The organism is Paenibacillus sp., assembly GCF_031177825.1.
Lineage (GTDB): Bacteria > Bacillota > Bacilli > Paenibacillales > YIM-B00363 > Paenibacillus_AE.
Genome location: NZ_JAPSKE010000009.1, coordinates 100766 through 115788 on the forward strand (window position 1 = coordinate 100766; position 15023 = coordinate 115788).

The 15023-nt window shown below is 61.7% G+C and carries 13 protein-coding genes; 2 read left to right on the top strand and 11 right to left on the bottom strand.

The features are described 5' to 3' along the window. Positions 1-36: 36 nt before the first annotated feature. The 6 genes from iolG to RIN49_RS13180 all read right to left on the bottom strand — a co-directional run bounded on the left by iolG (position 37) and on the right by RIN49_RS13180 (position 5458). The gene (iolG, locus tag RIN49_RS13155) at positions 37-1047 is read right to left on the bottom strand and encodes an inositol 2-dehydrogenase (RefSeq protein ID WP_309120630.1); all 1011 of its coding nucleotides are present in this window, start codon (positions 1045-1047) and stop codon (positions 37-39) included. A gap of 214 nt (positions 1048-1261) precedes the next feature. Then, positions 1262-2464 (bottom strand): hypothetical protein, encoded by a 1203-nt coding sequence (locus RIN49_RS13160; protein WP_309120631.1) that lies wholly within the window; start codon positions 2462-2464, stop codon positions 1262-1264. Between the two features lie 293 nt (positions 2465-2757). After that, positions 2758-3042: a CD3324 family protein gene (locus RIN49_RS13165; RefSeq protein ID WP_309120632.1), complete on the bottom strand. Its 285-nt coding sequence runs from the start codon at positions 3040-3042 to the stop codon at positions 2758-2760. A 237-nt stretch (positions 3043-3279) separates the two neighbouring features. Beyond that, positions 3280-3609 (bottom strand): CHY zinc finger protein, encoded by a 330-nt coding sequence (locus RIN49_RS13170; protein ID WP_309120633.1) that lies wholly within the window; start codon positions 3607-3609, stop codon positions 3280-3282. Further along, the gene (rbsK, locus tag RIN49_RS13175; protein ID WP_309120634.1) at positions 3606-4538 is read right to left on the bottom strand and encodes a ribokinase; all 933 of its coding nucleotides are present in this window, start codon (positions 4536-4538) and stop codon (positions 3606-3608) included. Before rbsK ends, RIN49_RS13170 begins: the two co-directional genes overlap by 4 nt. Continuing rightward, entirely contained in the window at positions 4535-5458 is a 924-nt protein-coding gene (locus RIN49_RS13180; protein ID WP_309120635.1) for a nucleoside hydrolase, read from the bottom strand. Before RIN49_RS13180 ends, rbsK begins: the two co-directional genes overlap by 4 nt. Positions 5459-5586: 128 nt before the next feature. Between RIN49_RS13180 and RIN49_RS13185 the strand changes: the two genes are divergently transcribed. Next, positions 5587-6363: a helix-turn-helix domain-containing protein gene (locus tag RIN49_RS13185; protein ID WP_309120636.1), complete on the top strand. Its 777-nt coding sequence runs from the start codon at positions 5587-5589 to the stop codon at positions 6361-6363. Positions 6364-6633: 270 nt separating this feature from the next. Here the strand turns inward: RIN49_RS13185 and RIN49_RS13190 are convergent, their stop codons facing one another. Then, positions 6634-7755: an aminopeptidase gene (locus RIN49_RS13190; RefSeq protein ID WP_309120637.1), complete on the bottom strand. Its 1122-nt coding sequence runs from the start codon at positions 7753-7755 to the stop codon at positions 6634-6636. A 152-nt stretch (positions 7756-7907) separates the two neighbouring features. On the opposite strand from RIN49_RS13190, the gene RIN49_RS13195 reads away from it, so the two are divergent. Then, positions 7908-9356, top strand: coding sequence for an aminotransferase-like domain-containing protein (locus RIN49_RS13195; RefSeq protein WP_309120638.1), 1449 nt, complete (start codon positions 7908-7910; stop codon positions 9354-9356). On the opposite strand, the gene RIN49_RS13200 is transcribed toward RIN49_RS13195, so the two are convergent. The 4 genes from RIN49_RS13200 to RIN49_RS13215 all read right to left on the bottom strand — a co-directional run bounded on the left by RIN49_RS13200 (position 9339) and on the right by RIN49_RS13215 (position 14928). Beyond that, positions 9339-11372, bottom strand: coding sequence for an alpha-L-arabinofuranosidase C-terminal domain-containing protein (locus tag RIN49_RS13200; protein WP_309120639.1), 2034 nt, complete (start codon positions 11370-11372; stop codon positions 9339-9341). The genes RIN49_RS13195 and RIN49_RS13200 overlap by 18 nt on opposite strands. 27 nt (positions 11373-11399) lie before the next feature. Next, entirely contained in the window at positions 11400-12323 is a 924-nt protein-coding gene (locus RIN49_RS13205) for a carbohydrate ABC transporter permease (RefSeq protein ID WP_309120640.1), read from the bottom strand. Further along, on the bottom strand, positions 12317-13222 hold the full coding sequence (locus RIN49_RS13210) for an ABC transporter permease (protein ID WP_375295246.1): 906 nt from the start codon (positions 13220-13222) through the stop codon (positions 12317-12319). Before RIN49_RS13210 ends, RIN49_RS13205 begins: the two co-directional genes overlap by 7 nt. Before the next feature lie 86 nt (positions 13223-13308). Next, a complete protein-coding gene (locus RIN49_RS13215; RefSeq protein WP_309120641.1) occupies positions 13309-14928 on the bottom strand; it encodes an extracellular solute-binding protein in 1620 nt (539 codons plus the stop codon). Positions 14929-15023 lie beyond the last annotated feature (95 nt).

A 15023-nucleotide genomic window follows, 5' to 3' on the forward strand; every position in this document is an offset into this window, starting at 1 on the left:
CGTAGGGTAACCGCTTAACCCAACCTCAAAAAAACATCACTCGATCTCCGACAGCTTCACGGGCCGACCTTCGAGCAGCGAACGCTTCGCGGCGCACGCGATGCGTTCCGCCTGCAGCGCGTCGTTGCCGTCGACCGGCGTCGGCTTCCCTTCGAGGACGCTTCGCACGAACGCTTCCGTCTCCGCCTTGTACGCCTGTTGGTAGCGCTCCAAGAAGAAATGCTTCGGCTTGTCGCCGAACACGCCGTCCGCGGTGCTCCATTCGGCCGAATGGTCGAAGTCGTTCTTCACCGTCACCATCCCCTTCGAGCCGAACACCTCTACCCGCTGATCGTACCCGTAGGCGGCCGAGCGGCTGTTGTCGATCGTGCCGATCGCCCCGTTCGCGAATGTAAGCGTTGTCACCGCGGTGTCGATGTCGCCCAGCCTGCCGATCTCCGGATCGACGAGCACCGCGCCCTTCACGTACACTTCTTCCACTTCGCTGCCGGACAAGAACCTCGCCATGTCGAAGTCGTGAATCGCCATATCGAACAGCAATCCGCCCGACACGCGGATGTAATCGTACGGCGGCGGGCTCGGGTCCCTCGACGTGATGCGAACGACATGCGGTTCGCCCAGCGCGCCGCCGCTCACCAGCTCGCGTACCTTGCGGAAGTTCGCGTCGAAGCGCCGATTGAAGCCGGTCTGCAGCAGCACGCCGGTTCGCCGCACGACGTCCATCACCCGCTTCGTCTCCTTGACGTCGAAGCTGACCGGCTTCTCGCAGAAAATATGCTTGCCCGCGAGCGCCGCCTTCTCGATCATCTCGACATGCGTATCGGTCGACGAGCAGATGAACACCGCTTCGACTTCCGGGTCGTTCAGCACGTCTTCATACTTCTCCGTCGTCTTCGGTCCGCCGATGTCCCGGACCCATTGCTCTTGTCCGCGGATGAATAAATCGGACACGACATGGAGCCGCGCCGACTTCATCCCGGCCAAGTTTTCGGCGTGCAGCTTGCCGATGCGGCCCGCGCCGATCACTCCGATGTTCAACGTCTTCAATGGGAGCTCTCCTTTGCATTCATATGTGCCTTGCCTGAAATCATACGTTACGACCGGTTTGGGTAAGCGCTTAACTTGCCGGTATTTGGATTATAGCACGGGAACCGCTGCTCGACTAGACCGAAAATGAACGAACCGCGGCAGCCGAGTCGAAAACGCCCCCTTCGGCTGCCGCGGTTCTATGGTGCCCGCGCCTGTAGAACGGGCTTCTACGCTACCGCTTCGGCGCGATCCAATCGATGGTTAGGTCGCCGTACAGCGCCCGGATGTCGGCCGCGTCGACGAACAGGCGAAAGTTCAAGATACTGGAATTCGCGCGATCGACGACAATGGAGCCGCCGTCCTTAGTCGAAATCGTGTACTCGTACTCGGGCTTCGCGCCGTTCCGCTCGATGCCCCAACCGAAGGCGTCCGCGATCGGTCGGATCGGCAGATAAAGCTTGCGGTCGACCCCGAAGTACGCATAGGGCAGCGGAACGTCTTGCCCATCGATACGCAGCATCGCCTCGTCGTTCCGCCGGAACCCCGTCTCCGCCACCGGCAGCGCATCGACGTCCAAGTCCGCAGGCGCTTCCGGCCGCTCCGGCGACGACTCGGCATGTTCGATGCGGAACAACTCCTCCTTCTCGCCTGCTCGCGCCGGACGCGATGTCCCTTCGTGAAAGTCGTATATATACAGCTTTCTCTCCGGTTCGTTATAGGCGTAGAGCATCAGTCCGAGCTCTTCGTCGTACGCACGCAGCGATGCGAGAGCGATTCGCTCCGCGATCCCCGTATCCGGATCAATTCGAACGACTTCGTTTTGTTTTTCTTGCTCGCTATACCGCTGTTGAAGCAACGTTCCGTCCGGAAGCCAGCGGAGGTTCGGCCATTCCCTCTCGACGGCGATTTGACGCAGGACGCCGTTTTGCTTATTTTTCGCAAACACGGCGATTCGTTTCGATTGCCAATATCCGGGGGCATATCCGCGTTCGGCCGGCGCGAGCTCGTAATACATCACGTAACGCAACCCGAACTTTCCGTTGGGCGAGGTTTCGTACAGCTCCCCCGCCACCAGTTCGTCCGTCGCCGCGTCGTAGTAGATGCCGTCGAAAGCGGGTGACGTCGGATCGTTCACCCAGACGTACGCATTGCCGCCGTATACGGCGCCCGTTCCGTGTACCGCTTCGGGAAGCCTCTTCCATTCCCCATTCGGCGTCTTGAAGATGACGCGGCGGTCGACGGTTTCGCCGCCGGGGCGGTGCAAAAATACATTAAAAAACGACTCTCCCGTCTTTGGGTGCGTAAACGCATGCAGGGCGAACGTCTCCGTCTTCGATTCCGCATCGGCCGCGCCGGGCACGAGAACGAGGGCGGCGATGGACGCGGCCAGCATGGCGGCGAACGGTCGACGACGCAACCTGAAAGGTTCTTCCATCTCATCGATCCTCCCTTTTTGATTTTGAACCGCTGAATATCCTCCACACTCGAAACATGTTTCCCCCCATCGTCGCGCCTCGCATTCCCCATTTTTACAGCAAGTATATGCCTACTGGATAAGTTTGCCAATCCATCCTTTGGACCTATTTTCCTTGGAATTCCCTTGAAGGGTTACAATTTTATTCAATCTTTTCGACAATGGATCCCGAGGCGATCGCGGGTGGATATCGGGCAACCTTCGCCTAACGAGCAAAAGCCGCTCGTCCGAATGCGGACGGCGGCTTCATTTCTTTATTTCATTTTGACAACGATCTTCCGTATGCTGTCTCCCGAGAGATGGTACTTCCGCTCGAGCTCCGCGACGGACCACCCGCTGGCGTAGCGGCGGCTGATTTCCTCGTTGCGCTCGGCGATCTGCCGTCTCGCGCCGCTCAGCTCGCCCCAGCCGGCCCGCCGGTCGGCGTTCTTCGGAATGTAGACCAATTCCCCTTGAACGAACTGCTGCAGCTCCTTCAAGAGACGCGGGGGCAGCACGTCCTTCGCGTTCTTGTATCGTACGGGGTTCGCCCTCCTCATGCAAAGCGAAAAAACCGTGGGGGCTGATGCCTCCACAGGTACGGCGGTTCTCCAGTTCGTATATAGAGGGGAGGCCGAAGCCTCCCCCTTCGTTATGAGGCGAGCTTCGTCGTTAGACGAAGATCACCTCTGTTTGGTTTACCACACCGATCAACCCCTTTCGTTCTATTTCGTCGGGCCCGACTTCTATATCATAACCCGGACGCGCGATTCGGAAAAGGGAAAGAATTCCTATACTCATTCCTTCCCCGCGAATTCGAAATAAAGCGGATAATGCGCTTCGCATCTCGGGTTGAAAGCGATCCCGCAGCCGGGGCAGACGTATCCGCTGTTCAAGTAGGCGTCGATCGTCAGCTCCTCGCCGCAGCCGCCGCACAGCACCGCCGTCGCTTGCCGGTCGGCGTCTTCCCATTTCGCCGGAGGGTGTCCCGCCGCCTCCTCGTGGCAGAAGTAGCAGCCGTAGTACGCGTTACAGCATTTGAACTTGATGGCGATCACGTCCGTCGGTCCATGGTAATGTCCGCAACGCGTCTGCGCGTCGATCGCGCCGATGACGAGCGGCCTCATGCGTCGCCGCTCCGTTCCGCGAACGCGGCTTCCGCCTCCGACAGCGTCGGCATGCCCGCCTGCGCGCCGAAGCGCGTGACGGAGAGCGACGCCGCCCGCACGGCGAAATCGAGCGCGTCCTCGACCGACCGGCCGGAAGCGAGGCCGAAGGCGAACGCCGCGTTCAAGCAGTCGCCCGCTCCCGTCGTGTCGACGGGCGTCGCCTTCGGCGCCGGCGCGACGCGGAGGCGGCCGGATTCGACGGTCGCGGCGCCGCGGCTCCCGAGCGTGACGACGAGGCGATTGCCGTAGCGCGCCTCCCACCGCTCGATCGCGGCGGCGAGCGACGCGTCGTCTTCGGCCGCGCCGCCCCCGAGCGCCGCGAATTCCGTCTCGTTCGGCGTCACCCAGTCGGCGAGCGAGAGCATCGCCTCGGGCAGCGGCTTCGCCGGCGCCGGATTCAGAATCGTGACGACGCCGGCTTCGCGCGCGATGCGAAGCGCGCGCTCGACGGCCGGGAGCGGCACCTCCAGCTGCACGAGCAGCGCGTCCGCCGCTTTGATAACATCGCGCGACGCCTCGACCATGTCCGGCGTCACTTGGCCGTTCGCGCCCGGCACGATGACGATGCAGTTATCCTCCGGCGTATGCAGAATCGTAGCCGTGCCGGTTGGAACGCCGGTCAGCCTCGCGACGCGGTCCGTCGACGCCCCCGCCTCCGCGAGGCCGTCGATCAGCTGCGCGCCGAAGGCGTCGTCGCCGACGGCGCCGACCATCGCGACGTTCGCGCCGAGCCTCGCGCAGCCGACCGCTTGATTCGCTCCCTTGCCTCCGGGAATGTAATGAATCGCTTCGCCCTCGATCGTCTCCCCGACGAGCGGCATGCGGCTCGAGGAGACGACGAGATCCATGTTCAGGCTCCCGACGACGACGAGGTTCGGCGTCTTCATTCCGGCCGCGCTCCGATCTTCCGGAACAGATCCTTGAAGATGGCGTCCCGATGGAGGTAGTATACGCAGCGGATCGGGTGCCGCGTCGGGTCTTGGATCCAGCGTCCATCGTCCGAAATGCGCGGACTCGGCGCGAGGTGGCTCGGCGCCCAATCCGGCTGCACGAGCCACGCGATCGTCGAGATATCCCAGATGACGCGCGTATATCCGAAGTGATCCTTCGCGCAGTTCTTGTACGTCTCGTGGAGGTATTCCCCGATCGGGCCGACGTCCAACACATAATCGCGGATTTCCGAGAGCGACGTGTGCAGATGCGACGCCACGCCCATGCACGGCACCAGAACGACCGGGGCGCCGCAGTCGAGGACGACGCGGGCCGCGGGCACGTCCTGATACAGGTTGAACTCCCGCGTATCCGGCCAGGAGAACGCATGCCCGCCGAGCCATACGATCACGATGCGATCGACGATCGACGGCTCCATCAGAATCGCGGAAGCTACGTTCGTGATCGCGCCGATCGCCACGACGTAGAGCGGATCCTCGAGATCGCTCGCGAGCGCCCGCTCGACGAGGTTGCGGGCGGCTTCGCTCTCGACGTACCCGCCCTCCTTCGGCAAATACGACGTCGATCCCCTGTACACCGGAACGTCTTCTTTGCCGAGCAGCGGCAATATTTTCAAAATTTCCTGGTAACTCTTCTCCATTCCGTCGGCCGGCCCCGTCGACAGCTCGTTGAAGAACGGCGCTGCGTACAACGCTTCGACGGTCACGCTGTCCGGCGACGTAAGCGCATACGTAACGGCGAATTGGTCGTCGATTTCATTGAATGTGTCGGTGTCGAGCACCATGCGGATGTTCCGTCCGGGGTGTTGCAGTCGTCGGGTCACGCTAGCTGCGTCGATCGCGGGATATGTCGTCATCGTTCTGTTCCTCCGTATCATGATTTGGTTCTTGTCTCTCTACATCATAAATACATTCGCTCCAATTCGGTATCACGAATCGGTCTTTTTATTGTATGATTTGGCTACTAGGTTCGGAGGGATGAGGAATGGTAGCGACGCTCGATTTCTTGTTTCGGGTCGACCGCCGGGCGGAGGAGACGATCCCGTTCCACCGGCATCGGTGCTACGAGCTCGTCTATTATGTCGCCGGCGAGGGGTTGACGCGGATCGGGCGGCGCGAATGGGCGTACCGACCGGGCGACTTCGCGCTCGTGCGGCCGCATACGCTGCACGACGAGCGGCGGACCGTCGCGGCCGACGTCGTCTGCGTCGGCTTCGCGCTGCCGGAGACGGCCGCGCCGCCGCTGCCCGAGGGCGTCTTCCGCGACGCCGGGGCGGAGCCGCTGCTGCCGCATCTCGCGCGGATGCTCGCGGAGCTGCAGGAGCAGCGCCCCCGCTTCGGCCGCATGCTCGATTTACTCGCGAGCCAGCTCGCCGTCGAGCTCGAACGCCGGCTGCCGGCCGAGGCGCCGCCGGCGGCGGAGGACCCTTTCCAATATACGCGGAATTATATGAACGAGCACTTCTCGCAGAAAATCGACTTCGCCTCGCTGTCCGCGCTCGCCGGGTACAGCTATGATCGATATCGGCATCTGTTCAAGGATCGCACCGGTTTTTCGCCCGGCCAATACGTCGTCAACAAGCGGCTGGAGCACGCCTGCAAGCTGCTGCGGCAGACGGGCTTGTCGGTCTCCGCCGTCGCGATGGAATGCGGCTTCTCGAACGACGCGCAGTTCTGCAGCGTATTCAAGCGCGAACAGGGCATGACCCCCGGGCAATACCGCGAACGCGGCCTCGAAGGGTCGCCGGCGCATGCGCCGTAAGTACGCACGGCGCACGGGTCCGGCGCTGCTGCGGATTCGCGCTAAGCGCCGGGTTTCCGTCTGCCGCCGGTTTCCACGCGAATTGCACGGCGACGCAGCGCTTTTTGCACCGCTCCAGTCTACTTTCTGCACCAACGCGCAGAACTTCCCTACCCTGGGCGCGGGAACGAACGAGAATGCGTATGGGGAACGGAGACATGCCGCGATTAGCGCGCGAATCGCGAAGGCGCAGGTCGAATACGGCGAAAAAGCGGAGGCCGAAGCCCCCGCCTACTCTCCCGCCCCCGTCAGCCGCTCCGGATTTAAAGCGAGCAGCTCGTCGACGACGAAGCGTCCGTCCTTGCCGATCAGCACGTCGTCGAAGTAGATTTCGCCCCCGCCGTGTTCGGCGCGAAGCAGCAAGACGATATCCCAATGGATCATCGAACGGTTCCCATTGTCGCATTCCTCGTACGCGTTGCCAAGCGCGAAATGGACGCTGCCGCTGATCTTCTCGTCGAAGCCGACGTCGTTCATGATCCGGTCGACGTACGGATTGACGCCGATCGCGAACTCGCCGACGTACCGCGCGCCCTCGTCGACGTCGAGAATGTCGAACAGCTTCGCGTCGTTGTCGCTGGACGCTTCGACGACGCGGCCGTCCCGGAACGTCAGCGACAGCCGGTTGAACGTATGCCCGCGGTAAGAGGTCGGCGCATTGAAGAAAACCGTCCCGTTGACCGAATCCCGCACGGGCGCCGAGAACACCTCGCCGTCCGGCAAATTCACCTTCCCGTCGCACGCGATGCCCGGAAGTCCCCGGATCGAAAACGACAAGTCCGTCCCCGGCGCGACGATCCGAACGCGATCCGTACGCTCCATAAGGGCGGCGAGCGGCTTCATCGCCTCGGACATGCCCCGGTAATCCATCGTGCACGTCTTGAACAGGAAGTCCGTGTACGCTTCCGTGCTCATGCCGGCCAGCTGGGCGTACGCCTTCGACGGATAGTTGAACAGCGTCCATCGCTTCCGGTGCGTCTCTTCCGTCACCGGCCGGAACGCGCGTTGGTACGCATTCCGGCGCTCCGCCGGAATGTCGGCGTATTCGGAGACGTTCTCTTCGCCGAGCAGCTGCACGACCGCGTCCATCTCCTTGACGCGGGCCAGCTTGTACGAAGCGTCCGCCTCGAACTGCGCGTCCGTGCCGCCGATCTGGAGCTTCCGAAGCACCGAATAGTCCGTAATCTCGACGAACGCCAGCCCTCCGGCGCGGTGCACCTCCTCCACGAACGCCGATACGGCGTTCATATCCTTCACGTCGAGCGCGGCGATCAACACCTTCTCCCCCGGCTGCACGTTGAGCGAATACGTCACGACGTTGCGAGCGAGCCGGGTCATACGCGGATCTATCATAAGGAACATCCCCTTTTCTTTCGTCCTTTAGGCAACCATCTCATTGTAACGGAATCGGCGCGCGCCGTCTCCATCCAAGTTGGTTGGTTCTCGAACCAACCAAATGATATGATGAACCGAAGCACGTACTTGGGGGAAAAGGGGACGTCCGCATGCATTCGGATCTGCATTGGAAGCCCGACCGCGCATCGCCCGTGCCGATCGTACGGCAGGTGGTCGATCGTCTGAAGGAGAAAATCGCGCGCGGCGAGTGGACGGTCGGGATGAAAATTCCGTCGCAGCGCGCATTGGCCGCGGCCCTCGGCGTCAACCGCAGCACGATCGTCGAGGCCGTCGACGAACTCGCGTCGCTCGGCTTGCTCGAAGGCAACCGGGGCGGGGGCACGCGCGTCGTCAATACGACCTGGGGGATGCTGACCGCGTCCGCGCCGCCCAAGTGGAACGAATACGTCGCCTCCGGGCTGTACGAGTCCAATCTGCACGTCGTGCAGCGCATCAATCAGCCGCCGCCCGGCCTCGTCCGCCTCGGCTCCGGAGAACTAGCTCCTACGCTGCTGCCGCAGGAGCAGACGCGGCGGCTGTTCGAGCGGCTGGCGGAACGCCCCGTCCCGCTCGGCTACGAGGAGCCGCTCGGCAATGCATATCTTCGGGAGAAGCTCTCCGAATGGCTGAACGTTCGCGGCGTCGCGGCGTCGCCGTCTTCGATCCTCATCGTCTCCGGCGCGATCCAAGCGCTGCAGCTGATCTCGCTGTCGCTGCTGCGGAAGGGCGACGCCGTCTTGACAGAATCGCCCTCGTACCTCTACTCGCTGCAGGTGTTTCAGTCGGCCGGCATGCGGCTGAGAGGGCTGCCGATCGAACAGGGCGGTCTCCAGGCGGAGTCGGTGGCCGCCAGCCAACGGCAACAGAAAGCCGCGCTGCTCTACACGAATCCGACGTTCCACAATCCGACCGGCGCGACGCTCGACGCGCGCGGACGCGAGGCGCTGCTCCGGGTATGCGAGCGGGAGCGCCTCCCCGTCATCGAGGACGACGTGTATCGAGAGCTGTGGCTCGACGCGCCGCCGCCGCCGCCGATCAAGTCGATGGACCGACAAGGGACGGTCCTGTACCTCGGCAGCTTGTCCAAGACGCTCAGCCCGGGCCTTCGCATCGGTTGGGTCGTCGGCCCGGAATCCGTCGTCGGCCGGCTCGCCGACGTCAAGATGCAGACCGACTACGGCGCCAGCTCGCTCTCGCAATGGGCGGCGGCGGAGTGGCTCGGCAGCGGGCTGTACGACGAGCGACTCGCGATCGTGCGCGGCGAGCTCCGCGGACGCAGAGAAGAGATGCTCTCGCTGCTGCGCAAGCATCTCTCCGGTCTCGCCTCCTGGAACGTCCCTGACGGAGGCTTCTATATATGGCTGACGCTCGCGCCGGACGTCGCCGTCGACGCCGGACGGTTGTTCGACGAAGCGCTGCGCCGCGGCGTCCTGCTGAATCCCGGTTTTCTCTATGACCGGGGAGACGTTCGATCGCTGCGCCTGTCTTACGCGTACGCCTCGACCGAGGAGCTGGACCGGGGCGTGCGCGTCCTGAAACAATTATTGCTTGGCCGGTAATTCGACCGCATAGATCGAGTGCGCCTTGAGGCGCAGCGACAGCGCTCCGCTTCCCTCCGTCGCGACCTCGAATCGCCGGCTGACGACCGCTTCCGGCTGGAACACGTCGTTGACGAGGTCGATGCGGTCTCCCGCGATTTCCCGTACGACCGCGCCAGGCGCGGCTTCGAAGCCGTTCACGCGCAGCTCCGCGTCGACGTCCTCGAGGGAGCGGTTCACGACGAGGGCGGTCAGCTTGCGTCCGTCCCGGCTGACGCAGCAGACGACATCGAGCGTCGGCAGGCCGTTCGTCGGCACGCCCCACGCGTGCTTCGGCGCGTCGAACGTATCGCAGCTCAGCTCATGTCCCACGACCCGGGCGATGTCCGCGTTCGCGAACAGCTCGAGCGCATAATACGTCGGCGTGCCGTAGACGAGATCCCCCTTGCCGCTCCAGCCCGGCAAGCGTCCCTTCTTCTGATCGGCGTAGTTGTCGCCGACCCGGATGCAGCCGCCGAGCCAGCCGTTCACGAGATCGGAGAAGCTGCCGATCTCCACGATGTCGCAGCTTCGGATCATCTCGTTCAAATTCGCCGCGTTCGCGACGGCGGCTTCCAGCGTATGCTCGTTCGGCAGCCCTTGGCGAATCGTGTTCGGGTAGTACATCGTGTTGTACTCCGTGATCGCCAGCTTCACGTGCCGCCCCTTCTCGCTGCTCCGGATCGCGTCCGCGGCTTGGCGGATCGCGTACCGCGACACTTCGGGATAGCTGACGATCGCGCGGAACTTCTCCTCCGCGGGCGCGCGTTCGGCGGCGTCTCTGCCCGGATACCCATACGTGGAGTAATGCTGGTAAATGTGCATCGTCAGGTAATCGATATGCTCGCCTGCGATGGCGAGCACCGTACGGTTCCATGCGTCGTCCGTATGACCGCAGCCGAGCAGGACGAGCTCCGGGTCGGCGGCCTTCATCTCCTTCGCGAAAGCGACGAGACGATGCGCGTACTCCTCCGCGGCGCAATGCCCGACCTGCCACGGTCCCCACACTTCGTTCCCGATCTCCCAATATTTCGCCCGGAACGGTTCGACGCGGCCGTGCGACGCCCGCAGCGCGCCGAGCGGATCGGCCTCGGCGTCCGCGTTGCAATAGCGGATCCATTCCGCCGCTTCCTCGGGCGCGCCCGAGCCGTCGTTCACGCAGATGAGCGGTTCGACGCCGAGCCGTTCGCAAAACTCCAAAAACTCGATCGTGCCGAAATATTTATCCGCTTGATGGTCCCACGCTTCGTTCATGACGTTCGGACGTTCGTAGGCCGGTCCGACCCCTTGCCGCCAATGGTACGCGCTGATGTAGTTGCCGCCGAGCCGCATCATGCCGGCGTTCAGCCGTTTCGCCATGTCGAAGACGTCGCGCTTGACGAGGCCGACATGATCCTCCGGCAGCAGCGATACGTGATCCAGCCACAGCGTGCCGGTCGAGATCGAATCCTTCCACGACTTCTCCTCGGAGCTGATCGTCAGGCGGAGCTCGGCGTCGGCGCTCGCGGCGGAGACGCGGAGTTCCGTCTTGTACTCCCTCCAGTCGTGGCTTTCGATCGAGACCTCGACTTCGCCGAGCGTCTTCCCCGTCAGACGGTCCACGACCGCGAGCCGCACCGACTCGATCTCCTTCGTCGCCCTCGCGAACAGCTTCGCCTCGTAGCGAATGCCGCCCCGGACGGAGACGCGCTGCGCGATTCCCGCGTAACACCGGTCGTCGCTTGCGATTCGAATTTTCTGGCTGTGTCCGGAATGGCGCGGCGCCGGCGGCTCCAACGCGAACTTCGTATTTTTCCCGTTCGTGATCGGCATCCATTCGCCGGAGACGCCGGGGGCGAACTCCGCCTCCTTTTCGAAATCCATATTTTTCAAGGGGAACGCCAACATCGCATCCATATGGTCGCGGATATCCTCGACGAAATGGCCGAACAAGAACGGATGAATCTCGCCTTTCTCTACGCGGTCGCCATGGATGAGCAGCTTCGCATGTTTCGCCAATCGATTTCAGTCCTCTCCGTAATTTCTTTACCCTTTGATCGAGCCGATCATAACGCCCTTCACGAAATGCTTCTGCACGAACGGGTACATGATCAGCACCGGGATGCTCGCGATAATGATAAGCGCGTACTTGATGCTCTCGGCGAGCAGGAGCTTCTCGGTCATGCCGAACGAGGAGCCGCCTTCGTCGAGATAGCTGCTCTGGCTGATGATCAAAATTTCGCGCAGCACCAGCTGCAGCGGATACAGCGCGTCGTTGCGTAAATAGATGAGCGCGTTAAAGAACGCGTTCCAGTGCCCGACGGCGTAAAACAGCACCATGACGGCGATAATCGGCTTCGACAGCGGCAGGATGATATGCGTCAGCATCCGAACGTTCGAGCACCCGTCGATATGAGCGGCTTCCTGCACCTCCCACGGGATGTTCGACTGGAAATACGTGCGCATCACGATCAGGTTGTACGTCGCGATCGCGTTCGGCACGAGGAGCGCCCAGATCGTGTTCACCATGCCGAGATCTCTCACGAGCAAGTACGTCGGGATCAGCCCGCCGTTGAAAAACATCGTAAACGTGACGACGAACATAAAGACGTTGCGTCCGGGCAAATCCCTTCGAGACAGCGGGTAGGCGGCCAACGTCGTCAGGAAGATGTTCACGACCGTCCCCGCGAACGAATAGAACAAGGTGTTTTTATAACCGACCCACACCGCGCCGTAGTTGAACACTTCGCGGTAGGCGTCCAGCGTAAAGCCGACGGGCCACAGCCACATCTCTCCGTTCATGACCTGTCTCGGGTCGCTGAACGACGCGCTGAGGACGAAGAGCAGCGGATACAATACAATCAGCAAGATGACCGCCGCTACCGCATTCACGCCGGCGTCGAACCATCGTCCGTCGTCGATGGCGCTCCGCGCGCGAACGGCAGCGGCGCTTCCCCGTTCGGTTACCATAGGCTCGTCTCCGCTTTCTTCCGGGCGTACCGGTTAATGAGCACCAGCAAGGCGAAGTTGATGACGGAATTGAACAAGCCGATCGCCGCGCTGTAGCTGAAATCTCCTTGCAGAATGCCGTTCTGATATACGAACGTCTGAATGACGTCGCTAGCGTCCTTGTTCAAGCTGTTTTGCATCAGCAAGATTTTTTCGAAGCCGACGTTCATAAAGTGGCCGATATCGAGAATGAGCAGAATGACGATAATCGGGAAGATGCCGGGAAGCGACACGTGCCGAATGCGCTGCCACCGTCCCGCGCCGTCGATCTTGGCGGCCTCGTACAGCTGCGGGTTGACGCCGGCGAGCGCCGCGATATAAATAATGGACTGCCAGCCCATGTTTTGCCAAATGTTCGATCCGATGAAGACGGTCTTGAACCATTCCGCCTTCTCGAGGAACGCGACGGGCTCGATGCCGATTTCCTTCAACGCGATATTGACGAAGCCGGCTTGCGGGTTAAGGAACAGCTGAAGCATGCCGACGATGACGACGACGGAAATAAAGTGCGGCATATAAGTGACGTTCTGCAGCAGCTTCTTATACCGCTCGCCTTTCATCTCGTTGATCAGCAATGCGAGGAAGATCGGAATCGGAAACGCGAATAAGAGCGAGTAGACGCTGATCGAGACCGTATTCCATAACAACCTGCCGAAATAATAGGATGAGAAAAATCGATCGAAGTTTTCGAAGCCGACCCATTCGCTTCCCGCGATGCCCCGCGCCGGATTGAAATCCCTGAACGCGATTTGCAGTCCGTACATCGGCCCGTACTGGAACAAAATGTACCACGCCATCGGGATGAGCAGCATCAAGTATAAATCATAGCGGGTGAACACTCTTTTGAACGTGCGCTCCACTGTGGCGTCCCTCCATTCCCGGCGGCCCGGCGGCCGGAGCGGGCGGCTTAGCCGCCGCGCCGCCGCTGCCGTCGCAGCTGTCGCCGTTACTTCGTCTTGTCGTAAGCGTCTTGGTAGAACTTCTGAAGCTGTTCGAGATTCATCTTCTTCAGCGTATCGACGTATTCGCCCCACTTGTCGAACGAGAGGGCGCCGGTAACGAACTTGGCGGCGCTTTCGTCGACGAAGGCGTCGATGTCTTGCCGCAGCGTGTTGACTTCCTTGGCCGTCTGTTCGTCGAACATCGGCGCTCCGTATATTTTCTCCGGCAGGTACGGATCGAGCGCTTCCTGCGCCGCCTGCACCTCCGGCGGGTTGATCGCGGACGCGTTGTTCACGTTGACGTATTGCGGCGATCCGCCGCCCGGCCATGGCGTGAATTGACCGATCGTCACCCCGGTGCCCCGCGGATCCGTCAGGACGGCTTCGGTATATTCCGGCTTCCCGTCCGGCTGGAAGTCGAACGTCTCGCCTTCGATGCCGTACCGCATGAAGATCGAACCTTCCTCGCTGAAGAAGTAGTCGATCCAGCGCATGGTCGCTTCCGGGTATTTGTTGACCGACGTAATGGCGAACGTGCCGAAGTCGCGGGCGACCGGGCTGCCGTTGACCATCCGGTCTCCGTTCGGTCCGACGAACGGGGCGATCCCCGCATAATCCTCTTTCCGATTGACGAACGGGTCGCTCGCTTGGTTGAAGAAGTAGCCGAGGCTTCCTTCGCCCATCTTCGCGACGTAATCCGCGCCGGTATGCGTCAGCAGCTCCTGGTCGACCAGCTTTTCCGAGTAGAGCTGATGCAGAAACTCGAGCAGCTGCTTGAACCGATCGTCTTCAAGCCATAGGTCGACCTTGTCGTTGTCGATATTGATGCGATACCCCATCTGGCTCTGCAAGCCGAACGAACCCGACATGCTGTTGATGAGATCCGGCAAATTCCAAGTGGACAGCGGAATTTCGTCCTGCCGGCCGTTGCCGTTCGGGTCTCCGTCGCGGAACGCGCGCAGCACCTCGATCACGTCTTCGTGCGTCTCCGGCACCTCCATACCGACGGCGTCGAGCCAAGCCATGTTCATCCAATGCTTGTTCGTGCGAGCCGCCCCGAGCGTGAGGATGGCCGGCAGCGCGTAAATATGGCCGTCCGGCGCCGTGATGGACGCGCGGATCTCCGGATACTGATCGAACAACGCGGTGATATTCGGCGCGTACGATTCCAGTAATTCCTCGAGCGGAACGAGCATGCCGCTGCTGCCGTATCGGATGGCCTCCAGCGGCGTAATCCCGGCTTTGTACAACGCATCCGGCAATTCGTTCGAAGCGAACAACAAATTTTTGCGTTCCGCGAAGCCTTCGTCGGGTACGTCCTCCCAGACGATGTCGATGCCCGTCATCTTCTCGTATTCTTTGAACATCAGCATGTCCTCGTAAGGGCCGTTCGGCGGCGCCTTGCGCGCGAAAATCTTGAGCGAAATCGGTTCGTTGACGATCGGGAACCCTTCCTTGTTCAGCAGCGCGCCTTCGGCGGAGCTTTCCCCGCCGTTCGCGCCTCCGTCTTCGCTCTGCGGCGCAGGCTTCGGCTCGTCGGCCGAGTCCGTGCTGCAAGCGAGCAGCGCCGTCGACATGAGGGCGACCGCCAGCGACACCGACAATCCCTTTTGCAACGTTTTCATACGAGCGACCTCCTTAAGGATTCATCTATTTTGTAACCGCTTTAATCTTACGAAACGAATGGACATGAAAGCGCTACAATATTTCCTAAAATACT